The sequence below is a fragment of the Lysobacter sp. HA18 genome (genome assembly GCF_054057595.1).
This window is the reverse complement of sequence record NZ_JBSRZL010000001.1, coordinates 2699972-2723759: the sequence shown is the minus strand read 5'-3', so window position 1 is coordinate 2723759 and position 23788 is coordinate 2699972. Positions and strand designations below refer to the sequence as shown.

The window sequence follows — 23788 nt, the reverse complement described above, 5'->3', positions numbered from 1 at the left end:
CGGGCTAGTGTAGACCGCTCCGATTCGCAGCCCTGAATGAACGCGCCGACGCCTCCGCCGACGCATCCACTCGCCGACGCGCTCGCGCATCCGGCCGCGTCCGCGTTGGGCACGCCCCTGCGCGAAGCGCTAGCGGCTACGTCCGTCCCGGCTGTCGACGCGACGACGTGGACGCTCATCGATTCGACGCTCGCATCGCTAGCCACGCTGGGGGCGGACGGCGAGATGGTGGCTGCCGCGCTGGTGCATGACTGGCCCGGCCTCGGCGGTGCGCTGGGTGCGGGCTTCGCCACGCGCTTTCCCGCCGTCATTGCCCTGGTTGACAGTCAGCGCGCCGCCGAGCCTGTGTCCGAGCTGCACGCCAAGCATCCCGGCGGTCGCGGCAGCGAGGGCCTGCGTCGACTACTGCTCGCAATGGTGCGCGACCTCCGCGTCGTGCCGATCCTGCTCGCACGGCAACTCGCGCGGCTGCGGCAGGCGCCTTCGTTGCCGGACGAGGAGCGACGCGCGCTCGCGGCACTCACCCGCGACATCCACGCACCGCTCGCGAACCGACTCGGCATCTGGCAGCTGAAGTGGGAACTCGAGGACCTCGCGTTCCGTTTCCTCGAACCCGCCACGTACCAGCAGATCGCGCGCCTGCTTGACGAAAAACGCGTGGCCCGAGAGCGCTATATCGAGGACGTCAAGGACACGCTGCGCAAGGGACTGATCGCGCAGGGCATCGAGGCCGACGTTGCCGGCCGGCCGAAGCACATCTTCAGCATCTGGAAGAAGATGCAGCGCAAGAACGTGCCGATCAGCGAGTTGTACGACCTGCGCGCCGTGCGTGTGCTCGTGGACGACGTCGCTGCGTGCTACGCGACGCTGGGCATCGTGCACGCAACATGGGTGCCGATCCCGAGCGAGTTCGACGATTACATCGCCCGGCCCAAGCGCAACGACTACCGGTCGCTGCACACCGCGGTGGTCGGTCCTGAGGGCAAGACGCTCGAAGTGCAGATCCGCACGCACGACATGCATCGGCAGGCGGAACTCGGCGTCGCCGCGCACTGGAAGTACAAGGAAGGCGGCGGCGGACCCGGCGGTTCTAGCGGGCAGGCCACCGCCGCGTTCGAACGCAAGATCGCGTGGATGCGCCGACTGCTCGATGCTGCGGGCGAGGAGGGCGTGCTTGCCGGTGAACTCGACAGCGAACTCGTCGAGGACCGCGTCTACGTGCTCACGCCGAAGGGCGAAGTGGTCGACCTGCCGACCGGTGCGACGCCACTCGACTTCGCGTATCACGTGCACACCGATGTCGGCCATCGCTGCCGTGGCGCGAAGATCGACGGCCGCATCGTGCCGCTCGACCACAAGCTGCGCAGCGGCGATCACGTCGAGATCCTGACCGGCAAGGTGTCGGAGCCGCGACGCGACTGGCTGGTCGCATCGAATGGCTTTCTCGCGAGCGCGCGTTCGCGCGAGAAGGTGCGTACCTGGTTCAACCGGCTCGATCGCGCGCGCAACGAGCAGGCGGGTCGCGAGATGCTCGAGAAGGAACTGCGCCGGCTGTCTTTGCTTAATGCGGATCTGGCGCCCGCACGCGACCGCTTCCATGCGGCGACGGACGACGACCTCCACGTGCTGGTGGCGCTGGGCGACGTCGGGCCGCATCAGGTCGGGCGCGCGCTGCTCGAACACGAACGCGCGTCACGCGATGTCGCGCCGGCTCCCGTGGCGCCGTCTGCGAGTGAGCGTCCGAAAGCGCGCAGCCGCGGTGGCGAATTCACCGTCGAGGGCGTCGGCAACCTGCTCGTGCAGATCGCACGCTGCTGCCAGCCGCTGCCCGGCGAACCGATCGCGGGCTACCTGACCAAGGCGCGTGGCGTGAGTGTGCATCGGCCGGACTGCGCCGCGTTCCAGCGTCTCGCTGCATCGCAACCGCAGCGCGTTTTGCCGGTCGAATGGCGACGCGCGGGCAATGCGTATGACGTCGACGTGGAGCTCGTCGCCATCGACCGCAAGTGGCTGCTGAAGGAAGTCACCAACATCGTTGCGCAGAACGGCGTCGGGGTTGGCAGCCTCAACACCGAACATGCCCGCGGCGGCTCGCAGGTGACGTTGCGGCTGCGGCTTCGCGTTGCGGACTACGGCCAGCTGTCGACAGTTCTCGGCAAACTCGCCGCGATACCCGGCGTGGAACAGGCTCGCCGGGCCTGATCAGTTGAGTCCGAGCGCACGTCGCAGTGCGTCGCGTGCCGCATCCGCCGAGAAGTGGCGACGCACGTTCTCCAGACCGTTGATTGACAGGCGCTGCCATAGCGCTTCGTCGTCATAGGCGCGCAGCACCGCTTCGGCGAATGTGTCCGGAGTATCGGCGACGAGCACATCGTCGCCATCGCGCAGGTGCATGCCTTCCACCGCGCATGAGGTCGCGACCACGGGCTGTCCATGCGCCATGCTCAGGTTGACCTTGCCCTTGACGCCTGCGCCGAAGCGCAGCGGCGCAATGGCGACGCGCGCGCCATCCATGAAAGGCGCGAGGTCGGGGACGTGACCGTGCAGGCGTACGCCTTCGACGCCGGCCAACGCCTGTACGTCGGAAGGCGCGCCCGCACCGATGCAATGGAACACGAGGTCGCTGCGTCTGGCACGCAAAAGTGGCCAGACCTCGCGAACGAACCACAAAACCGCATCGACGTTCGGCGGATGACGGAAGCCGCCGACGAAGACGAGATCGCGGCGCTCCCGGAGTGGAAGGCCTGCGCCGGCGACATCGTGCACATTCGACACCACGTCGACCGCGGCATCCGGCGCGTCGCCTTTGAGCAGGTCGCGCTCGACTTCGCTCACGACCAGCGTGACGTCACTCTCACGAATAACGCCAAGTTCCGCTGCACGAGTGCGCTCCGCGGCGCGCAGCGCGGCGGCATCGTTCGCCAGCTCCGCTGCTCGGCGTTCGCGCAGGAAGTGCAGGTCGACCGTATCGAACACGACGCGCGAGTCAGGCATCGTCTTTCGCACAATGGGCCCGACCGACCTTGCGACCGGATAGCGGCACAGCCAAGCCGTGGCGAAGCGCTTGCCGTGCCGCCGCAGCCACGTCGCGATCCCGCCGGTCGACGATGAATCCCATGCCTCGATACCGAGCGCGCGCAGCTGCGCGAGTGCCTCGTCGTCACGCCCCGGCCCGATCTGCACGAACGCGACGTGCACGCCAAGCGACGTCATCAAGCGCATGAGATTGATCAGGCGAAGCGAGCCCGAATCGCGCTGCGCGTCGGGCAAGTATTCGTCGACTACCAGCACGCCGCGAGGGAACGCGACGGAGTCGGGCTCAGCGCCGGGTACAGGTTGCGCAGCCAGCGCATCGCGCCATTTGTCGACGAACTTCGCACGGTTCGCGACCTGATACGCCTTCATGCCGTGGCGGACATCGGTGCCCGCACTGACGCCTTCGCAGTGCACGACAACCGACGCCGGCTGGTAGCGCACCGCATGACCGAGCGCACGCACGGCAAACGCGAGGTCCGTGTCCTCGTAGTACGCAGGCCGATAGCGCGTATCGAACCCGCCGATGCGTTCGAACAGCTCACGCGGGATCGCGATGGCCGCGCCCGAGCAGTAGTGCGCGTCGCGAACGACCTCGAAGCGCGGGTCGCGCGGATCTTCGAACCGTCCGTAATTCGATGCGCTGCCGTCGGCGAACACCAGCCCGCCGGCTTCCTGCAGGCGTCCATCGGGATAGACGAGTTTGGCGCCCGCAATACCCGTGTCGGGAAACGTCTCGAAGGTCGACAGCAGCGCTTCGAGCCAGCCGGGCTGCGGCACGGTGTCGTTGTTGAGGAAGGCGATGACGTCGCCGCGGGCCTGCGCAGCGCCGTCGTTGCAGGCGTCGATGAAGCCACCATTCGCGGCGCGACGGATGTAACGCAGGCCTGTGATCTGCGGAAGTCGCGTCGACGTCGCGTCGGTTGATGCATCGTCGACGACGATCACCTCGTGCGGCGTCGATGGCGGATGCTCGGCGAGCGCACGCAGGCAGGTCAGCGTGTACTCGACCTGGTTGAACACGGGGATGACGATGGTCGCGCGCGGCGCCTCGCTAGTTGCGAGCGCAAATGGCGCGAACGGACGCGGCGCAGGGTGGTAGAGCGCGGCAGACCGCGCACGCGGCGTCGGGCGAACGTGATCACCGATGCGCCCGAGCGTGGGGCCGAGCCCGCGCTGGCGCAGGCTGGTGCCGGCGCGGCGAGCGAGCCCGATTACGCGGACAAATGAGAAACGCAGTCCGTCCCAGCTCATTGGCCTGCGCGTATTCCCATCCGGAGCGGGCTCCAACTGTGCGTGAACCGCGCGGGCGGCGCGGAGGGTGGGTCCGGGCGCCTGCGCTAGACTCGCGACAGCCGGGCGTCCGGCCCTTCATTCTCGCATTCCGTGGCCCGAATCGATTACGACGAAGACGATGACACCGCCGATGCCGGCGGGCGGCCTTCCTGGCGCCGCCGCCTGCTCACCGCCGCACTGGTGTTGGTCGGGCTCGCGCTGGGCTTCCTGATTCCGTACGTCACCTATCTGAACCACGAGGTGGGGCAGCGCTTCGGGCAGTTGCAGTGGCAGCTGCCGACGCGCGTGTACGCACGTCCGCTCGAAGTGACGCCCGGCCAGGTCATGGACGCGGCGACGCTGAAGACCGAGCTCGACGCCGCGGCCTACCACGCCGGCGACGGCGCGCGCGAAGGCACGTACGCGCAGGAAGGCGGTCGCTGGACGATCGCGTCGCGCGGTTTTGCCGACATCGACGGCGCGGTGCCAGCTCGGCGCGTCGAAGTGACGCTGTCGGGTGGAAAGGTGATGGGCGTTCGTGACGCCGTAACGCATCGCGTCCTGCGCGCGCATCGCCTCGATCCCGCACGCATCGCCACGCTGTACGGCCAGAAGCAGGAAGAGCGCCGACTGGTCCGCATCAACGAAGTGCCGGACCTGCTCGTCACCGGTCTGCAGGCGGTCGAGGATCGCGACTTCAACCACCACTTCGGCATCGACATCTCGGGCATGGCGCGCGCGGTGCTGGTCAACCTGCGCACCGGCGACAAACGCCAGGGCGCGAGCACGTTGACGCAGCAGCTCGCGCGTTCGGGCCTGCTCGGCATCGGCCAGGAGCAGACGTTCAATCGCAAGTTCAAGGAAATCATCTACGCGCTGCTGATCGAAGCGCGCTACAGCAAGAGCACCATCCTCGAGGCGTACTTCAACCAGGTCTACCTCGGCCAGCATGGTTCGCAGGCGATCCGTGGCGTCGCGGCGGGTGCGGAGTTCTGGTTCGGTCGCGATCTTCGCGACCTCAACACCGAGCAGATCGCACTGCTGATCGGCATCGTGCGCGGCCCGTCGTACTACGACCCGCGCGCGCATGCCGATCGCGCGCTCGAGCGCCGAAATTTCGTGCTCAACAAGATGCTCGAGACCGGCCTGATCGACCAGGCCGAACACGATCGCGCACAGAAGGCGCCGCTGGGCGTGACGCCGAACCCGACCAGCCTCGCGCCGAATCGTTTCCCGGCCTACGTCGATCTGGTGCGACGCCAGCTCGCGCGCGACTTCCCGTCCGAAGGCCTCGTCGGTGCCGGCCTGAGCGTGATGACCGCGATGTCGCCGTCCGCGCAGGCCTACGCCGAAGGCGCGGTGACCAAGACGCTGCGACAGCTGGAATCGCCGAAGCGTCCGCCGCTCGAAGCCGGCGTCGTCGTCACCGACGTACACACGGGCGAGATCGTCGCGGCGGTCGGCGCGCGCGAATTCACCGAACACGGCTTCAATCGCGCGGTAGAAGCGCAGCGTCCGGTCGGCTCGCTGCTCAAGCCGTTCGTGTATCTGCTCGCGCTGGCCGATCCGTCGAAGTGGTCGCTCGCGAGTTACGTCGAGGACGCGCCGATCACGGTGAAGATCCAGGGCAGCAAGTCGTGGTCGCCGGGCAATTCCGATGGACGCAGCCACGGCACGGTGCGCGTGATCGATGCGCTCGCGCAGTCGATGAACCAGGCGACCGTGCGTGTCGGCATGCAGGTCACGCCGCAGCGCTTGGCCGACCTGATCCGCACGCTCGCGGGTATCGAGATCGAAGGCAACGTCAATCCGTCGCTGATTCTCGGCGCGGTCGACGAAAGCCCGTATGCGATGACGCAGCTCTATCAATTCCTTGCATCCGGCGGGCAGATCCAGCCGTTGCGCGCGGTGCGCGGCGTGCTGGATTCGAGCGGTCGCGCGCTCAATCGCTACGACAAGGCCGCCGCGCCTGCGCAGCCGGGTGATGCGGTCGCGGCGCGACTGGTGACGTACGCGATGCAGCAGGTCGTCAATCACGGCACCGCGCATCAGCTGATCACCGACGGCCGCGGCAACCTGTCGCCGGCGGGCAAGACCGGCACGTCGAACGATGGCCGCGACAGCTGGTTCGCCGGCTTCACGGGCGACCATCTCGCGGTGATCTGGGTCGGCAACGATCAGAACAAGATGACCGGCCTGTACGGGGCGACGGGCGCGATGCGTGTGTGGTCCGCGCTGTTTGCACATTTGCCGACCGCGCCGCTCGCGGTGCCGGACGACGGCATCGACTGGGAATGGGTCGCCGGCAACAACACGACCGATCCGGGTTGCCCGGGTTCCGAGCGCTTCCCGTTCGTGCCCGGCTACGCGCCTGGCCGCACGAACTGCGTCTACGGCTCGCCGCAGCCGGTGTCGGACGGCAGCGATCAGGCCGGTGACCAGCAGCAGGACAGCGGCGGCGGTTTCTGGAATTCGATGTTCGGCGGCGGTCGCTCCAACGAGCCCGACCCCGCCAAGCGCGTGCCGCCACCCACTGATGCCGCGCCGCCGCCACCGGGAGACGGTCGATGAAGCGTCTTTCGATCGCGCTGCTGGTTGTGCTCGCGGGTTGCGCGTCAGAACCGGCGACGCCACCTGCGCCGCCTGCACCGACGTTCGACGTCGGGGCAGTGGTCGCCGCCGTGCGCGCGGCGGGCGCGGCCGTCGCGACCGAAGTCGAAGTGCAGCCGTTGCAGGATCCGCTGGTCGCCGACCTGCGCGAGCAGGCGCGTCGCGACGAACAGGCAGGGCACTTTGCCGACGCCGCGACCGCGCTCGATCGCGCGCTCGCCGAGCGTCCGCAGGATCCGGCGTTGCTACAGGAACGCGCGGAAGTGGCGTTGTTCGAACGTCGCATCGACGCCGCGTTCGATTTCGCGCAGCGCTCGCATGCCGTCGGCCCCGCGGTCGGTCCGCTGTGTCGTCGATCGCTGGAAACACTGGTGCAGGTCGAGCGCATCCGTGCATCTGCCGGCGATGCCGCTGCGAATGCGCGCGCCGCCGCGTTCGTGCAGCAGCGCGACGCCTGCACGGTCAAGCCGCCGCCGCGCTACTGACATGACGTCGTCCCGCCTGGCCGATGCGAGCCGCGCGGCGCTCGCCGACGGCGGGCCGCTCGCGTCCGAGATCTCGAGCTTCCGCGCACGTCCTGCGCAGCAGGACCTGTCCGCGGCGATCGCCGACGCCTTCGATTCGCGCGGCACGTTGCTGGCCGAAGCCGGCACGGGCACCGGCAAAACGTTCGCGTACCTCGTGCCGGCGCTGCTGTCGGGCAAGAAGACGATCATCTCGACCGGCACGCGCGCGCTGCAGGACCAGCTCTACCACCGCGACCTGCCGCGCGTTCGCACCGCACTCGGCGTCGGCCACACCAGCGCGTTGCTCAAGGGCCGCGCGAACTATCTCTGTCACTACCGCATGCGTCAGGCGCAGGGCGAGCCGCGTTTCAGCAGCCGCGAGCAGGTCGCGCAGTTCCAGCGCATCGTCTCGTGGTCGGGCCGCACGCGCATGGGCGACCTCGCCGAACTTGAGGACCTGCCCGAAGATTCGCCGCTGCATGCACTGGTGACGAGCACGGCCGAGAACTGCCTCGGCACCGAATGCCCGTTCTATTCGGAATGTTTTGTCGTGTCGGCACGGCAGCGCGCGCAGGCCGCGGACGTTGTCGTCGTCAATCACCATTTGCTGCTTGCCGACCTCGCGCTGAAGCAGGAGGGCTTCGGCGAAATCCTGCCGGGCGCGGAAGCCTTCGTCATCGACGAAGCACATCAGCTGCCCGAACTCGCCGCGCAGTTTTTCGGCGAATCGCTGAGTGCGCGTCCGCTGGTCGAACTCTCGCGCGATGCATTGCTCGAATGCCGCCAGGTCACCGGCGCGCTGGCGACGGTGCAGGGCCCTGCGAACGATCTCGAATTCCGCGTGCGCCAGCTGCGCAGCGCGATGGACGAATTGCCGGTGCGAGGCACGCGTCGTCGCGCGCAGGAAGCACCGGCGGTCGAAGCGGCATTCGATGCGCTGGACGATTCGATCGCGGCGATGCAGGAGGCGTTGCGTCCGCTTGCGTCGACGTCGCCGGGTTTTGACAGCTGCCTTGCGCGTGCGAACGAGTTCCGCGAACGCCTGTCGCGCTGGCGTAACGAGGCCGACCACGACACCGTCCAGATCGATGAGCCCGAAGTCGAAGTAGAAAGCGGCGACGACGGCGAAAAGCCGAAGAAGTCGCGCAACGACGGCAGCGTGCTCTGGTACGAACTCACCGCGCGCGGTTTCCGACTGAGCCGCACGCCGCTCGACGTCGCTGGCCCGCTCGCGCAGCATCGTGCACGCACGCAGGCCGCATGGATTTTCACGTCGGCGACGCTCGCCGTTGGCGGCCGCTTCGAACATTTCTCGATCAAGCTCGGCCTATGGCAGCCGCAGACGATGCTCGCGCCGAGTCCGTTCGACTGGAACGAGCAGGCGCTGTGCTACGTGCCAAAGAACCTGCCCGAACCGTCCGCGCGGGATTACACGCCGGCGGTGATCGACGCGGTGCGTCCTGTGTTGGAAGCATCGGGCGGTCGCGCGTTCGTGCTGTTTGCCTCTCATCGCGCGTTGCGTGAAGCGGCCGAGTTGCTGCGAAACGGCCCGTGGCCGTTGTTCGTGCAGGGGGAGGCGCCGCGCTCCGTGCTGCTCGAGCGATTCCGCGCATCGGGCAACGGCGTGCTGCTCGGTGCCGCGAGTTTCCGCGAAGGCGTCGACGTCGCCGGCGATGCGCTCAGTGTCGTCGTCATCGACAAACTCCCGTTCGCCGCGCCGGATGATCCGGTATTCGAAGCGCGTCTGGATGCCGTTCGTCGCAATGGCGGCGTGCCGTTCCGCGACGAGCAGTTGCCGCAGGCGGTGATCGCGCTGAAGCAGGGCGTCGGCCGCCTGATCCGCACCGAGACCGATCGCGGCGTGCTCGTGCTGTGCGACCCGCGCCTCGTGAATCGCCAGTACGGCACGACGTTCTTCAACTCGATGCCGCCGTTCCCGAAGACGCGCAACATCGAGCACGTGCGTGCCTTCTTCGGCGCGACAGCCGATCTCGCATCGCCGCAGCAGCCGCTGCTCGGCACCGCCTGAAGTGCGACCATCCGCGCCATGAAACTGCTCGCCTTCGAGACCGCCACCGAAGCCTGCTCCGTCGCGCTCGCGATCGACGGCGATATCGTCGAGCGCTACGAGATCGCGCCGCGTCGCCATGCGGAGCTTGCGTTGCCTTGGGCGGATGCGTTGCTCGCGGACGCGGCGATTACGCGTTCGCAGATCGATGCGGTCGCCGTGGGGCGCGGGCCGGGTGCGTTTACTGGTGTGCGCCTCGCGATCGCAATTGCGCAGGGCGTCGCGCTCGGTCTCGATCGTCCGCTGGTGCCGGTGTCGACGCTGGCCGCGCTCGCGCTTCCGGCCGCATGTGAGCACGCAGGCGAGCCAGTGCTTGCGGCCATCGACGCGCGCATGAGCGAGCTGTACGTCGCGCGTTTTCGATGGACGGATGACGGACTCGTGTCGCTTGGCGACGAAGCCTTGATGACGTCGGACGACGTCGCCATCGAAGGCACGGGTTGGCACGGCGTCGGCACGGGCTTTGCAGCGCAGGACCGTGCGCTTGCGACGCGTCTCGCACCGCAGCTCGCGGGCATCGACGCAGCCGCATTACCGCACGCGGCTGACGTCGCGCGGCTTGCGCTGAAGATCGCCGCGCACGGCGGTGCGATCGCACCCGAGCGCGTCGAGCCGGCGTACTTACGCAACAATGTTGCACTCACGCTGATCGAGCAGCAGGCGTTGCGCGACTCGAAAAAGTAACGGCGCGCGTCGCGGCATATTCGACGCGTTGCACGTATTGATGCTCGTGGCATCAAAGGCGAAAACGTCGCGTTCGCTGCACTAGGAACGCGGAAAAAACACGTCCGCAACTGCTTCGCCAACAACGACAAACCGATCAGTCGTCGACCATCCGCCCTTCAGGACGGAACCACCACGTGCGGGTGACGTGGAGGATGTCGGGATCCTCCTTCGTGTGCGGCAGCGGCGGGTAGGGCTCGGCGAGTCGTGCAATGCGCATCGCCGCATCATCGAGCGCGGGAATACCGCTCGACTGCACAATGTCCGCGCGTTCCACGCTGCCATTGCGACGGATCGCAATGGTGATGACGACCTGCCCCGACAGATGGTGGCGACGGATCGCATCCGGATAATTCAGATTGCCCACGCGCTCGACGCGATCGACCCATTCGCGCAGATACCCGGCCCACACGTATTCCTGCGTGCTCGCCGACACGAACTTGCGCTTCGGGCGCTTGGCGTAACGCTCGGAGCGCAGCTGGATCTCCGCGGCAAGACGCGCCTGGCGCTCGTCGCGTTCGATGCGCGCGGTGCCGACCGGCGCAGGGATGTCGGTCGGCGTCGGCGCGACCTGCGCCTGCGGTGCGACCGCGGGCCCACGCGTGCTGCTGACGATGCGCGCCTGCGGCGGTGGCGAGGGCGCAGGCGATTGCGCGCGCAATTCGCGCGGTGCGACGCCCGGTTCCGGCTGCGGCGATGCGCCGCTCTGCGCCTCATGCGGACGCGACGTTTTCTCGTGCTCGCCGCCGCCCTGATTGTTCGCCTGCGCGAGGAAGTCGGCCTGTTTCGGCGTCAGCGCGCTCTGCGTCTCGGTAAAGATCACATCGAGCGTCGGCACGACAGGCGCGGCTTTTTCCGGCGCGAAACCAATCGCGAGAATCACGAACAGATGCACGGCGAGCGAGATCGCCATGGTCCAGCCGAGCCGATGCGATTCGGTCAGCGGCGCATCGTGCGCGGGCCCGACGGCGGTCATGCGCTCAGCGCGCCTTCGCCTCGATCGCGTCGAACAGCAGCCCGGCGATGTTGAGCCCGAACTGGGTGTCGAGTTCGCGGATGCAGGTCGGGCTGGTGACGTTGACCTCGGTGAGGTAATCGCCGATCACGTCGAGCCCGACGAACAGCATGCCGCGCGCGCTTTCATCTCGGGCCCGACCTGCGCCGCGATCCAGCGGTCGCGTTCGCTGAGCGGACGGCCTTCGCCACGCCCACCGGCCGCGAGGTTCCCGCGGAACTCGTCCCCCTGCGGAATGCGCGCGAGGCAGTAGTCCACCGGCACGCCGTCGACCAGCAGGATGCGCTTGTCGCCTTCGGTGATCTCGGGGATGTAGCGCTGCGCCATTGCCAGATGCCGGCCGCTTTCGGTCAGCGTCTCGAGGATGACGTTGGTGTTCGGGTCGCCGTGGCGGGCGCGGAAGATCGAGCGGCCGCCCATGCCGTCCAGCGGCTTGAGCACCGCGTCGCCGTGGTCGGCAATGAAGGCCTTGATGGCCGCGGCGTCGCGGCTGACCAGCGTCGGCGGGCAGCACTGGGGGAATTCCAGCGCCGCCAGTTTCTCGTTCATGTCGCGCAATCCGCGCGGGTCATTGACGATCAAAGCGCCTGCGTTCTGCGCAAGGCCGAGGATCTGGGTGTCGTGCAGGTAGTCCGCGTCGACCGGCGGGTCCTTTCGCATGAGCACGACGTGACCCGTAACCAGCTCGACCTGTGACGCCTCTCCCAGTTCGAACCATCCGCTCGGATCATCGACGACTTGGAGTGACGCGATGCGCGCCATCGCGCGACCATCGCGAACCGAAAGGCCTCCCGGCATCACGTACGACAGCCGGTGGCCACGCCGCTGGGCCTCCAGCAGCATCGCGAACGTGGAGTCCTTGGCGATCTTGATGGAGCCGATCGGATCCATCACGACGACGATGTCGAGGGGCATGGCTCAAGCCGCGGTCGGGGCTGCCGATGGTAACAGTGGGTCAGGCGACACCTGACCAAAAGTGCCACTTCTTCAGTTTTGTCGTGACGAAAATTGCCTGCTTGACATGCCCCACAGGGCTTGAAATAAAGGCTTCGCGCGCTGCCAGACGCAGCGCTGGGGGATTTACGAATGCAGGATGACGCCCGCACCGGCAGCCTGGGCGGCCTCAAGGTCATGGTCATCGATGATTCGAAGACCATTCGACGCACGGCCGAAACGCTGCTCAAGCGCGAAGGCTGCGACGTGGTGACCGCCTCGGACGGCTTCGAAGCACTGGCGAAGATCGCGGACCAGCAACCGCAGATCATTTTCGTCGACGTGATGATGCCGCGGCTCGACGGGTACCAGACCTGCGCGCTGATCAAGAACAACCAGAGCTTCAAGTCGACGCCGGTCATCATGCTGTCGTCGAAAGACGGCCTGTTCGACAAGGCGCGCGGCCGTATCGTCGGCTCCGAGCAGTACCTCACGAAGCCGTTCACCCGCGAAGAACTGCTCGACGCGATCCGCAAGCACGTCACCGCCTGACCGGGGGGAAGGGCACCAATGGCACGCATTCTGTTGATCGAAGACTCGCCGACCGAGTCGGCGGTCATGACCCAGCTCCTGGAACGTAATGGCCACCAGGTCATGACGTCCGGCAGCGCCGAGGACGGCATCGAAACCTGCCGCCGCGAGCGCCCGGACCTCGTCCTGATGGACGTCGTCCTGCCGGGCATGAACGGCTTCCAGGCCACCCGCGCGCTGTCGCGCGACGCCGAGACCAAGGCCATCCCGGTGCTGATCGTGAGCACCAAGGGCATGGACACCGATCGCGCCTGGGGCCTTCGCCAGGGCGCGAAGGACTACATCGTCAAACCGCCGCGCGAGGACGAACTCATCGCGCGCATCAACGAACTGCTGGGCGCCTGACATGAACCTCGCGATGAGCCCGTTCGACGTGCTCGTCGACTACGAGCGCCGCTCGCTCGCGCACGTCGCGGGCCTGCCGGAGCAGCTCGACGCGCCCGGTCTGTGGCGCGGCGTCGGCTACCGCATCGGCTCGCGCCGCCTCGCCTCCGAATTCGGCGAAGTGCGCGAGATCCTGACCGTTCCCCAGATCACGCCGGTGCCCGGCACGCAGCCGTGGATGCTTGGCGTCGCCAACGTCCGCGGCCAGCTGCTGCCGATCGTCGACATGAAGCAGTTCCTGGAAGGCGAGCGCACCGTGCTGCACGAGAGCCTTCGCGTGCTGCTCGTGCGCCAGGCCGGCGGCGACGTCGCCGTGCTGGTCGACGAGCTGTTCGGCCAGCGTTCGTTCGTCGATGAGCAGAAGCTCGACGACGAGTCGTTCGAGCCGCTGGCGCAGGGCCGTTACGCGAACTTCCTCGACCGCGCCTATCACCTGGGCGAGCACGACTGGGGCGTTTTCAGCCTCGACCGTCTTGCCCGTACTCCCGAATTCCGACAAGCCGCCGCCTGACGGCCCCGCTGCACGAAGACCTGAGGTTCAACCATGAGCACCACGATGGATAACGTCGCCGGCAAAGGCCGTGACATCAAAGTCAACACCTGGGTGGCGTTGCTGATCACGTCGCTGGTCGTGCTAGGCGCCAACGTCGGTTACGCGTCGTACAAGGCCGGCCGCCTCAGTGGCGCCAGCTCGTCGGCGTCGGAACTGCAGGTGCTCTCGCAGCAGCTCGCGGTGCGCGGCACCGAGGCCGTCGGCGGTAACGCCGAGGCGTTCAAGACCTTCCGCGACACGAAGGCGCGCATCGAAGACGACGTCAAGAACCTGCAGAGCAGCTACGGCGACGACAGCCGTGCCGGCAGCGCGATCAGCGACGTCGCCACCGCATGGGGCCCGATCGGCAAGAACGCCGACCAGGTGCTCGCGTCGGAGCAGGCGATCGTCGAACTGGCCGGCCACGCCGACAAGTTCAACCAGAACCTCCCGAACTTCCAGGCCACGCTCGACGAGCTGGTCCGCGCGATGTCGGCATCCGGTTCGCCGTCCTCGCAGGTCTACATCGCACTGCGCCAAGTCGTCGTCTCGGGAACCATGGCTCGCCGCATCGCGGAAATCCGTAGTGGTGGCCCGGGTGCGCAGGTCGCCGGTGACGCCCTCGGTCGCGACGCCAACCTCTTCTCGACGGTGCTTGCCGGCCTTCGCAAGGGCGACGACGCCAACAAGATCCTTCCGCTGACCGCCGGTCCGGCCGTCGCGCAGCTCGGTCAGGTCGAGCAGCAGTGGGCGGGCATGAAGAAGGACCTCGACGCGATCACCGCGTCGTCCCGCAACCTCATCGGCGCGCAGAACGCGGCCGCCGGCATCACCTCGAAGTCGAGCGACCTGCTCGACCAGTCGCAGAAGCTGTTCGGCGCGTTCACCTCGATCGGCTCGATCAAGGACACCAGCCTGCTCGGCAACATCTGGATCTCGATCGTCGCCGGCCTGCTGACCGTCTTCTCGCTGCTCGGCCTGCTCTACGCGCTCAACAAGCAGCAGCAGCGTCGTTACCAGACCACGAAGGAACTCAACGACCGTAACCAGGAGGCCATCATGCGCCTGCTGGACGAGATGGGTTCGCTCGCAGAAGGCGACCTGACGGTCAAGGCGACGGTCACCGAAGACATGACCGGCGCGATCGCGGACTCCATTAACTTCGCAGTCGAACAGCTGCGCAGCCTCGTGCAGACGATCACCGATACGTCGGTGCAGGTCGCGGCCAGCGCGCAGGAAACGCAGGCGACGGCGACGCAGCTCGCAGAAGCCGCGGAGCACCAGGCGCAGGAAATCGGCTCGGCTTCCGAGGCGATCAGCGAAATCGCACGATCGATTGACCAGGTTTCGAAGAACTCCGCCGAGTCCGCAGAGGTTGCGCAGCGCTCGGTGCAGATCGCAACGAAGGGCGCGGGCGTGGTGCGCCAGACGATTCAGGGCATGGACTCGATCCGTGACCAGATCCAGGAAACCTCGAAGCGAATCAAGCGCCTCGGCGAGTCGTCGCAGGAAATCGGCTCGATCGTTGAACTGATTAACGACATCTCGGAACAGACGAACATCCTGGCGCTGAACGCGGCAATTCAGGCGGCCTCGGCCGGTGAAGCGGGTCGCGGCTTCGCGGTCGTCGCCGACGAAGTGCAGCGCCTTGCAGAACGCGCGTCGAACGCGACGAAGCGAATCGAAACGCTGGTCCAGACGATTCAGAGCGATACGAACGAAGCCGTCAGCTCGATGGAGCAGACGACGTCGGAAGTCGTCGCCGGTGCACGACTGGCCGAGGACGCGGGTACCGCGCTGGGCGAGATCGAAAAGGTCTCGACCGACCTCTCGACGCTCATTCAGGGCATCTCGCAGGCCGCCCAGCAGCAGTCCTTCGCTGCAACGAACATCACGCAGACGATGACCACGATTCAGTCGATTACCGCGCAGACCTCGCAGGGTGCGAGCCAGACCGCGGCGTCGATTGGAAACCTCGCGCAGCTGGCGGCCGACCTGCGTCGCTCGGTCGCCGACTTCAAGCTCCCGGCCTGATCGAACGGACGACCTGAAGAATGAATTGGCACGCACCTGACCGCCGCTGCGGCGTGACCGCGCTCCCACGAGGGAGTGCGTTGCGCACGGCCGCGCAGGCGCGAGGTGCACGATGATCGCGATGCGTGAAGTGATCGATACGACGACCCTCGGCTGGATCAAGCCGGAACTCGACGAAACCCTCCGCCTGGCGCGGCAGGAAATCGAAGCGTTCCTGGAAGATCCGACCGACTCCGCGCGCATGCGCGCCTGTTCCACGCACCTGCACCAGGTGCGCGGCACGTTGCAGATGATCGAACTCGACGCGCCCGCGATGGTCGCGACGGAAATGGAACGTCTCGCGTCCGCCGTGCAAGTGGGTGAAGTCGCCGACCGCGACGAAGCCTGCGCCGCGCTGCTGCGTGGCGTCGTGCAGCTGCCCGACTATCTCGAGCGCCTGCAGGGCGGCCATCGCGATATTCCGATCGTTCTGCTGCCGCTGCTCAACGAGCTGCGCGCCGCGCGTGGCGAAGCGGGCCTGAGCGAAAGCATGCTGTTCGCGCCGGACATCGACGTCCCGGTGCCGGCCGCCGAAACGCATGACGCGAGCGCCGACGCACACGCTGCAGCCGAACGCCTGACCACGGCACTGGCCGCATGGCCGGAAGCGGGCGATCCGGCCGACGCACGCGCCGTCGTCGATGCGATCGGCGAGCTCATGCGCGCCGGTGGCAATGAAGCGCGCCTCCGCATGCTGTGGGTCGCCGAAGGCGTCGCCATGGCGATCGCCGATGGTGCGATGCCGACCAGTCGCGGCCTGCGCCAAGCATTCGCCGGCGTCGAACGCGCCGTGCACGACACCGCACGCGATGCGATGGAATTGTCCGCTGGCGATCTCGCCGCGGAGCCCACGCGCCAGCTGCTCTATCACGTCGCCCACAGCGGTGCTTCGCACCCGCGCCTGGACGACATCCGCGAAACCTTCGATCTCGACGCGCAGCGTCCCAGCGAAAGCGAAATCGCGCATGCGCGCGGCTCGCTGAGCGGTCGCAACCGCGCGCTTCTGGACACGGTGTCGGCGGCGATCAAGGAAGACCTGATGCGCGTCAAGGACGCGCTCGACATCCACCTGCGTACCGGCCGCATCGAAGTGGCCGAGCTGCGTCCGCAGGTCGACGCGCTGACGCAGGTCGGCGACACGCTCGGCATGATGGGCCTCGCCACTGCGCGCGGCGTCGTCATGCAGCAGCGCGATGCGATGTCCGACGTCGTCAATGGCAAGCGTGCGGCGGACGAGCATGCGTTGCTCGACATCGCCGGCGCGCTGCTTTACGTCGACGCGTCGCTGGACGACCAGGTCGCGCGTCTCGGCCTCGAAGACCAGGACGAGAGCGACACCGCACTTGCCCGCGAATCGCGCAAGGTGCTCGACATCGTCGTGCGCGAAGCGATCGCCAACTTCGGCGACGCGCGCCAGTCGTTCGTCGCCTTCGTCGAAACCGGTTGGGACCACGCCGAGCTCGCGGAAGTACCGCGCCTGCTCGACGAAGTCGCCGGCGCGATGCGCATGGTGCAGCTGCCGGCGCCCGCGGATTATCTCGACGCGATCGCGCGCTATTCGCAGCGCGAGCTGATCGATCGCGGCCACGTGCCGACCAGCGCCGAGCTCGACGCGCTCGCCGATGCGCTCGCCAGCCTCGAGTACTTCCTCGAAGCGCTGCGCGACCATCGCCCGAACCGCGACGGCATGCTCGACATCGCGAAGTCGAGCCTGGAATCGCTGCATTACTGGCCGATCCCGGCCGCGCCGGTGCATGTCGAAGCCGTTGCGCCTGTCGCTGCCGAGCCGGCAGTGGACGAAGCGATCGCCGAAGCCCTGCACCCGGAATCCGTCGACGCATCGGCCGCGCCGATCGTCGAAGCGGGCGAAGACGAAACCGTGCTCGCGCACATCGCCGAGTCGCTGGCGGTGATCGACCTGCAGGCGCGCGAGGAAGAAACGCCGGTCGTGCATGAGCCGGTGGCGGTCGACGCCAGCGCGCTCGACGCGATCGAGCCCGTCGCGGCCGCGCCGGTCGCGCCGGTGGGCGTGGTGTACGGCGGTTTCGAATCGAATGCCGACATCGACGACGACATCCGCGAGGTCTTCCTCGAAGAATTGTCGGAAGAGATGGACAACGTCGCGGGTTACATCGCGCACTGGAAGTCCAAGCCTGAAGACCTCGAGCGCCTCCGCTCGGTGCGTCGCGTCTTCCACACGCTCAAAGGCAGCGGCCGCCTCGTCGGCGCCAAGGTCCTCGGCGAGTTCAGCTGGAAGATCGAGAACATGCTCAACCGCGTGCTCGATGGCACGCGTCCGCCGAGTGCGGCGGTCGCGTCGATCATCGACCACGCCGTCGGCACGCTGCCGCAGTTCCATGCCGCCCTCGCGGGCACGGCGTCGGTGACCGCGGATCTTGCCGGCATGGAACAGGTCGCCGATCGCCTCGAGAAGGGCGAGGAAGTGTTCTACAGCCCGACTGCAGCCGCTGCGCCTGTCGCCGCGCCGGTCGAACCGGTCGTGGAAGCCGCACCGGTCGTCGTCGCGCTGCCGGTCGAAGACCTGGGCGAACCCGCCTACGTCGACCCGGTGCTGCTCGAGATCCTCGCGACGGAAGTCGACGGCCATCTCGCGACCATCGACGACTGGCTCGAGAGCGCGCGTCGGGAGCCGATGCGTGCCGAAGACCGCCTGCAGCGTGCGATCCACACGCTCAATGGCGCGTTCGCGATGACCGAAGTGCCGGTGATCCCGGCCATCACGGGTCCGACCGAGGTCTACATCAAGCGCCTGCTTGCCGCCGCGGTGCCGGCGACGCACGAAGGCGTGGAAGCCATCGCCGAGGTCGCCGACGCGATCCGCGCGACGCTCGCGCGACTGCAGGCCGACCGTCCGCACGTGCCGCGTTTCGAAGGCCTTGCAGAGCGCGTGATCGCGCTGCGCGACAGCCTGCCGGATGCACGCCAGTCGTCGATGGTCGACCCGGTCGACGCATCGGCCGCGGAAGATTTCGAACAGCTGGAAGCGGCGCAGGCCGAAGCCGAGCGCATCGCGGCCGAGCAGGCCGAGCACCAGCGCATCGCCGAGGAAATTGCCCGCGTCGACGCCGAGCGTCTCGCCGCGGAGCAGGCCGAAGTCGAACGCATCGTCGCCGAGCGTGCCGAGCACGAACGCATCGCGGCCGAACAGGCCGAGGCGGCGCGCCTCGCCGCCGAGGAAGCCGAAGCGCAGCGCGTCGCGGAAGCCGAACGTGTCGCGGCCGAACAGGCCGAAGCCGAACGCGTCGAACAGGAACGTCTCGCGGCGGAACAGGCCGAAACCGAGCGTCTGGAGCAGGAACGCATCGCCGCCGAGCAGGCGGAAGCCGAGCTTCTCGCGGCGGAAGAAGCGCAGCGCACCGCGGAAGAAGCTGCACGTGTCGACGTCGGTGATGTCGCCGTCGAGTCGCAGGCGGACGAAGTCGTCGCCGAGCAGTTCGACGCCGAGCCGTCGCACGACGCCGAAGCCGAGCGCATCGCCGCCGAACAGGCCGCAGCGGAACGCATCGAGCAGGAGCGCGTTGCCGCGGAGCAGGCGGAAGCCGAGCGTCTCGAACAGGAGCGCATTGCCGCGGAACAGGCCGAAGCCGAACGCCTTGCGGCGGAAGAAGCCGAAGCGCAGCACGCCGCCGAAGAGGTTGCGCGCGCCGAAGCCGAACGTCTTGCTGCAGAGCAGGCCGAAGCTGAGCGCATCGAACAGGAACGTCTCGCCGCGGAGCAGGCCGAGGCCGAACGTCTCGCAGCCGAAGAAGCCGAGCGCGCCGAAGCCGAACGTCTTGCCGCCGAAGAAGCGGCTCGCGTCGAAGCCGAGCGCATCGCGGCCGAGCAGGCCGAAGCGCGTCGCATCGAAGAAGAACGCTTTGCCGCCGAACGCGCCGAGCGTGAGCGCGTCGAAGCCGAGCGTGCGGAAGCCGAGCGCGTCGAACGCGAACGTCTCGAAGCCGCCGAACGCGAACAGGCCCGCCTGGACGCGCAGCGTGCGGACGCTGAGCGCCTCGAGCGTGCGGCTGCCGAACAGAAGATGGCCGAACAGGTGCGTGCGGCGATCGCCGCCGCGGCCGCGGCTGTCGAAAGCGGTGGCGCGATGCCCGCAAGCGTCGTCGACGAGGCCGACCCGGAAACGGGGCTGGACCTCACCGGCCTCGATCCCGAACTCGTCGACATCTTCGTCGAAGAGGGCGCGGACCTTCTCGATCATTCCGACGATCTGCTCGCGCAGTTGCGCCAGAACCCGGGCGAGCGCGAAACACTCGTCGGCCTGCAGCGCGACCTGCACACGCTCAAGGGCGGTGCGCGCATGGCCGGCGTCATGGCGGTGGGCGAACTCGGCCACGTCATGGAGTCGCTGCTCGAAGCGGTCGTCGACCACCGCAGCGACCTCGGTCGCGATGGCGTGTCGTTGCTCGAGCAGGGCTTCGATCGACTGCATGCGATGGTCACCCGCGTGGGCGACCGTCGCGCGATCGGCATGCCGCTCGCGCTCATTGCGCAGTTCGAAGCACGCGCACGCGGCGAACGCCTGCCGATGCGCGCGCCCGTCGCCGAATCGCAGCGTCCTGCCGCGCCGGTCGCGCCCGCACCGGTTGCCGACCTCAAGCCGCTGTCCGCACCGATCGGCGAACAGCCGCAGATGCTGGACGAGGACGACATCGCCGTTCGCGCGCCGCAGGAGCAGGTGCGCATCCGCGCCGACCTGCTCGACCGGCTCGTCAACTACGCCGGTGAGGTCGCGATCTATCGCGCCCGCCTCGAACAGCAGCTTGGTGCATTCCGTTCCGCCATCGGCGAAATGGAAGCGACCAACACGCGTATGCGCGACCAGCTGCGCCGCCTCGAAATCGAGACGGAAGCGCAGATCGTCGCGCGCTACCAGCGCGAGGACGTGGAAGCCTCGTTCGACCCGCTGGAACTCGACCGCTTCTCGACGCTGCAGCAGCTGACGCGTGCACTGTCCGAGTCCGCGGCCGATCAGACCTCGTTGCAGACCACGTTCGACGACCTGACGCGCCAGTACGAAACGCTGCTGCTCCAGCAGTCGCGCGTTTCGTCCGACCTGCAGGAAGGCCTCATGCGCACGCGCATGGTGCCGTTCGACGGCCTGCTGCCGCGCCTGCGTCGCGTCGTTCGCCAGGCCTCCGGCGAAACCGGCAAGCACGTGCTGCTCAAGCTCGAAGGCACGCAGGGCGAGCTCGATCGCAACGTGCTGGAGCGCATGACCGCGCCGCTGGAGCACATGCTCCGCAACGCCGTGGCGCATGGCCTCGAATCGCCCGAGAAGCGCGCCGCCGCCGGCAAGTCGGAAGAAGGCACGATCCGCATCGCGGTGCGCCGCGAAGGTTCGGAAGTCGTGCTGGAAGTCGGCGACGACGGCCGCGGCCTGGATCGCGACGCGATCCGTCGTCGCGGTGTCGAACGCGGCCTGATCCGCAGCGACGCGGCGATCGCCGATTCCGATCTCGACATGCTGATCTTCGAGCCGGGCTTCTCGACGGCCGACGAAGTCAGCCGCCTCGCCGGTCGCGGCGTCGGCATGGACGTGGTCGCGTCGGAAGTGCGCCAGCTCGGCGGCACGATCGACATCCGCACTACCAAGGGTTCGGGAACGACGTTCACCCTGCGCCTGCCGCAGACGCTCGCAGTCACGCAGGCCGTATTCGTGCGCATCGGCGAAACCGCCTTCGCGGTGCCGATCGCATCGGTGCGCGGCGTCGGCCGCATCTCGCGCGACGAACTCGCCAAGTCGATCGAAAGCGAAGACGGTGGCATCTACCGCTACGGCGGCGAGGACTACGCGGTCCACGACCTCGGCCGCCTGCTCGGCGGCACGGCGGCGAAGGCCGAAGGCCTGCTGCAGGTTCCGCTTCTGCTGATCCGCGCCGGTGAACTGCGCGCGGCGGTCACCGTCGACCAGGTCATCGGCAACCGCGAAATCGTGGTCAAGCCGGTCGGCCCGCAGGTCGCTTCGGTGCCGGGCATCTTCGGCGCCACGATCATGGGCGACGGCCGCGTCGTCGTGATCCTCGACGTCGCACCGCTGGTGCGTCGCCAGGCCACGCTGCCGCGCGACTTCCAGCCAGTGGTGCTGCAGGTCGAGAAGCGCGTCGTTCCGCTGGTCATGGTGGTCGACGACTCGGTCACGATGCGCAAGGTCACCGGACGCGTGCTCGAACGCCACGGCTACGAAGTCGCCACGGCGAAGGACGGTATCGACGCCCTGGAGCGCATGGCAGAGCGCGTGCCCGACCTGATGCTGCTCGACATCGAAATGCCGCGCATGGACGGTTACGAACTCGCTGCCGCGATGCGCAGCGACTCGCGACTGCGCGACGTGCCGATCATCATGATCACGTCGCGTACCGGCGAGAAGCATCGCCAACGTGCGTTCGAGCTCGGCGTGCAGCGTTATCTCGGCAAGCCGTACCAGGAGCCGGAGCTGATGCGCAACGTCAACGAGTTGCTCGAGCAGGTGCATGCGCATGAGTGACACCAGCCGTCGCGTCGCACTGCTCGCGCGTCCCGGTGCCGCACGTGACAGCGTGCGCGGTGCGCTGCTGGACATCGGCGCGGACATCGTCGCGGAAGAAGATCCCGGCGCATCGTCGCCGGATGCGATCCGCAGCGTGTCGCCCGATGTGCTGATGATCGTGCTCGACGCGGTAAGCGAGAGCACGCTGGACCGTTTCGACAGCATGCTCGGCGACCCGGCGATCGAAGTGATGTTCGAGGAAGCCGACGTCGCCGCAGCGCGCGATGGTTGGGAGGCCGCGCGCTGGCGCCGTCACCTGGCTGCCAAATTGAACCATCGCGAAGACGTGCTGCCGCCTGTTGCCGGCGCCGACGTGGTACCGGCGATCGATCCGCTTGCGGTGCAGCTCGAGCAAATGATCTCGACCGACGACGCGGAGTTTCCGCCCGCGGCGCAAGTCTCACTGCCGGAAGACGCGACCGGTGGCGACGATTTCTCGGTGTTCGATCCCGCGCAGGCGGAGTCGGCCGATGCGGGCATCGAGGACTACGTTCTGTCCGTGCATGGCCTCGAACTCGAGCCGGGCGCGATCGATCTGCCGGCGTCGGAAGCCGCGGGTCTCGAACTCGATGGCGCGTTCGACACGTCCAGCTTCGACGGCCTGCCGCCGGTGACTGGCCCCGATTTCTCGGCCAGCGACTTCGATCCGCTGCTCGCCGAACTCGACGCCGAGCTGCCCGACACACCGCTGCCCGAACTGCCTTCGCTTTCGGAAACGGAATGGCAGGGCGGGTTGGTCGACGATTTCGTTTCTATCGAAGAAGTCTCGTTCGACGACGTCGCGCCGGCGCCTGCTGTTCCGCCGCCGCTGCCGTCGATGGGCTTTGGCGAGTTGAGCCTTGCGGATGATGTGACGCCGGTCGCCGCGCCTGCCGCGCCGACGCGCACGCACGACATCGGTGAACTCGAGCGCCGCATCGCATCGCTGGAACTCGTGGATGACACGAAGCCGCCGGCCGAGCCAGTTGCTCCGGTGGTTACTGAAGCCGTGAGCGGCGCCGTGCTCGTTCTTGCCGGCATCGGCGGCCCCGATGCGGTGCGCCAGCTGCTCGGTGCATTGCCGGCCCGTTTCCCGCGTCCCGTCCTACTGCGTCAGCGTCTCGACGGTGGTCGCTACGACAAGTTGGTTGCGCAGTTGCAGCGCGCATCGGCGCTGCCGGTTGCGCTTGCGCAGCCCGGAGATGCGATGAAGCCGGGGCACGTCTACGTGCTCGGCGACGATGTGGGTCTCGATGGCGCGACGTTCCGCGCCGATGGTGCCGATCGCCTGGTCGAGAGCCTGCCTGCAGCCGAAAGCGCCGTGGTCGTGCTGAGTGGCGCCGACGCCGCGCTTGCCGACGTCATCGCCTCGCGCATTGCCGACGGCGCCTACGTCGGCGCTCAATCCCCCGACGGTTGCTACGACGCTGCCGCTGCTTCTGCCGTTGCCTCGCGCGGCGCGATCAGTGCGCCGCCCTCCGAACTCGCTGCACAACTCGCCGGCCGTTGGAGCCGCTGAGAG

The 23788-nt window shown here is 67.7% G+C and carries 13 protein-coding genes and 1 pseudogene; 11 read left to right on the top strand and 3 right to left on the bottom strand.

All coding sequences use genetic code 11. The features are described 5' to 3' along the window. Positions 1-36 precede the first annotated feature (36 nt). The gene (locus tag ACVWWW_RS13335; RefSeq protein ID WP_027081973.1) at positions 37-2202 is read left to right on the top strand and encodes a RelA/SpoT family protein; all 2166 of its coding nucleotides are present in this window, start codon (positions 37-39) and stop codon (positions 2200-2202) included. Here ACVWWW_RS13335 and ACVWWW_RS13330 read toward each other — a convergent pair whose 3' ends face one another. Continuing rightward, positions 2203-4287 carry a glycosyltransferase gene (locus tag ACVWWW_RS13330; protein WP_027081974.1) on the bottom strand — a complete coding sequence of 695 codons (2085 nt, stop codon included), beginning with the start codon at positions 4285-4287 and terminating at the stop codon, positions 2203-2205. A gap of 132 nt (positions 4288-4419) precedes the next feature. On the opposite strand from ACVWWW_RS13330, the gene mrcB reads away from it, so the two are divergent. Genes mrcB through tsaB form a run of 4 tightly spaced genes read left to right on the top strand, consistent with a single transcriptional unit; the run spans position 4420 to position 10176 of the window. Then, positions 4420-6879 (top strand): penicillin-binding protein 1B, encoded by a 2460-nt coding sequence (mrcB, locus tag ACVWWW_RS13325; protein WP_027081975.1) that lies wholly within the window; start codon positions 4420-4422, stop codon positions 6877-6879. After that, positions 6876-7403 carry a hypothetical protein gene (locus ACVWWW_RS13320; protein WP_036141018.1) on the top strand — a complete coding sequence of 176 codons (528 nt, stop codon included), beginning with the start codon at positions 6876-6878 and terminating at the stop codon, positions 7401-7403. The genes mrcB and ACVWWW_RS13320 overlap by 4 nt, the downstream gene beginning before the upstream one ends. 1 nt (position 7404) lies before the next feature. Continuing rightward, on the top strand, positions 7405-9453 hold the full coding sequence (locus ACVWWW_RS13315; protein ID WP_027081976.1) for an ATP-dependent DNA helicase: 2049 nt from the start codon (positions 7405-7407) through the stop codon (positions 9451-9453). Between the two features lie 18 nt (positions 9454-9471). After that, positions 9472-10176: a tRNA (adenosine(37)-N6)-threonylcarbamoyltransferase complex dimerization subunit type 1 TsaB gene (gene tsaB, locus ACVWWW_RS13310; protein WP_027081977.1), complete on the top strand. Its 705-nt coding sequence runs from the start codon at positions 9472-9474 to the stop codon at positions 10174-10176. Positions 10177-10312: 136 nt separating this feature from the next. Here the strand turns inward: tsaB and ACVWWW_RS13305 are convergent, their stop codons facing one another. Beyond that, positions 10313-11191, bottom strand: coding sequence for an energy transducer TonB (locus tag ACVWWW_RS13305; protein ID WP_027081978.1), 879 nt, complete (start codon positions 11189-11191; stop codon positions 10313-10315). A 4-nt stretch (positions 11192-11195) separates the two neighbouring features. Next, positions 11196-12145 (bottom strand): annotated as a pseudogene (gene gshB / locus ACVWWW_RS13300) (glutathione synthase). Between the two features lie 171 nt (positions 12146-12316). Between gshB and pilG the strand changes: the two are divergent. The 6 genes from pilG (at position 12317) to ACVWWW_RS13270 (ending at position 23785) form a co-directional block, all read left to right on the top strand. Further along, positions 12317-12715 carry a twitching motility response regulator PilG gene (gene pilG / locus ACVWWW_RS13295; RefSeq protein ID WP_027081980.1) on the top strand — a complete coding sequence of 133 codons (399 nt, stop codon included), beginning with the start codon at positions 12317-12319 and terminating at the stop codon, positions 12713-12715. A gap of 18 nt (positions 12716-12733) precedes the next feature. Beyond that, positions 12734-13099, top strand: a complete 366-nt coding sequence (locus tag ACVWWW_RS13290; protein WP_027081981.1) for a response regulator — start codon at positions 12734-12736, stop codon at positions 13097-13099. A gap of 1 nt (position 13100) precedes the next feature. Then, positions 13101-13649, top strand: a complete 549-nt coding sequence (locus tag ACVWWW_RS13285) for a chemotaxis protein CheW (RefSeq protein WP_027081982.1) — start codon at positions 13101-13103, stop codon at positions 13647-13649. 33 nt (positions 13650-13682) lie between these two features. Further along, positions 13683-15704, top strand: coding sequence for a methyl-accepting chemotaxis protein (locus tag ACVWWW_RS13280; RefSeq protein ID WP_027081983.1), 2022 nt, complete (start codon positions 13683-13685; stop codon positions 15702-15704). A gap of 112 nt (positions 15705-15816) precedes the next feature. Then, positions 15817-22245, top strand: a complete 6429-nt coding sequence (locus ACVWWW_RS13275) for an Hpt domain-containing protein (protein ID WP_027081984.1) — start codon at positions 15817-15819, stop codon at positions 22243-22245. Further along, on the top strand, positions 22238-23785 hold the full coding sequence (locus tag ACVWWW_RS13270; RefSeq protein ID WP_196804314.1) for a chemotaxis protein CheB: 1548 nt from the start codon (positions 22238-22240) through the stop codon (positions 23783-23785). Before ACVWWW_RS13275 ends, ACVWWW_RS13270 begins: the two co-directional genes overlap by 8 nt. Positions 23786-23788: the final 3 nt, after the last annotated feature.

Coding starts and splice junctions, on each gene's coding strand:
- ACVWWW_RS13335 (WP_027081973.1), top strand. CDS start 37: ATGAACGCGCCGACGCCTCCGCCGACGCATCCACTCGCCGACGCGCTC.
- ACVWWW_RS13330 (WP_027081974.1), bottom strand. CDS start 4,287: ATGAGCTGGGACGGACTGCGTTTCTCATTTGTCCGCGTAATCGGGCTC.
- ACVWWW_RS13320 (WP_036141018.1), top strand. CDS start 6,876: ATGAAGCGTCTTTCGATCGCGCTGCTGGTTGTGCTCGCGGGTTGCGCG.
- ACVWWW_RS13315 (WP_027081976.1), top strand. CDS start 7,405: ATGACGTCGTCCCGCCTGGCCGATGCGAGCCGCGCGGCGCTCGCCGAC.
- tsaB (WP_027081977.1), top strand. CDS start 9,472: ATGAAACTGCTCGCCTTCGAGACCGCCACCGAAGCCTGCTCCGTCGCG.
- ACVWWW_RS13305 (WP_027081978.1), bottom strand. CDS start 11,191: ATGACCGCCGTCGGGCCCGCGCACGATGCGCCGCTGACCGAATCGCAT.
- pilG (WP_027081980.1), top strand. CDS start 12,317: ATGCAGGATGACGCCCGCACCGGCAGCCTGGGCGGCCTCAAGGTCATG.
- ACVWWW_RS13290 (WP_027081981.1), top strand. CDS start 12,734: ATGGCACGCATTCTGTTGATCGAAGACTCGCCGACCGAGTCGGCGGTC.
- ACVWWW_RS13285 (WP_027081982.1), top strand. CDS start 13,101: ATGAACCTCGCGATGAGCCCGTTCGACGTGCTCGTCGACTACGAGCGC.
- ACVWWW_RS13280 (WP_027081983.1), top strand. CDS start 13,683: ATGAGCACCACGATGGATAACGTCGCCGGCAAAGGCCGTGACATCAAA.
- ACVWWW_RS13275 (WP_027081984.1), top strand. CDS start 15,817: ATGATCGCGATGCGTGAAGTGATCGATACGACGACCCTCGGCTGGATC.
- ACVWWW_RS13270 (WP_196804314.1), top strand. CDS start 22,238: ATGAGTGACACCAGCCGTCGCGTCGCACTGCTCGCGCGTCCCGGTGCC.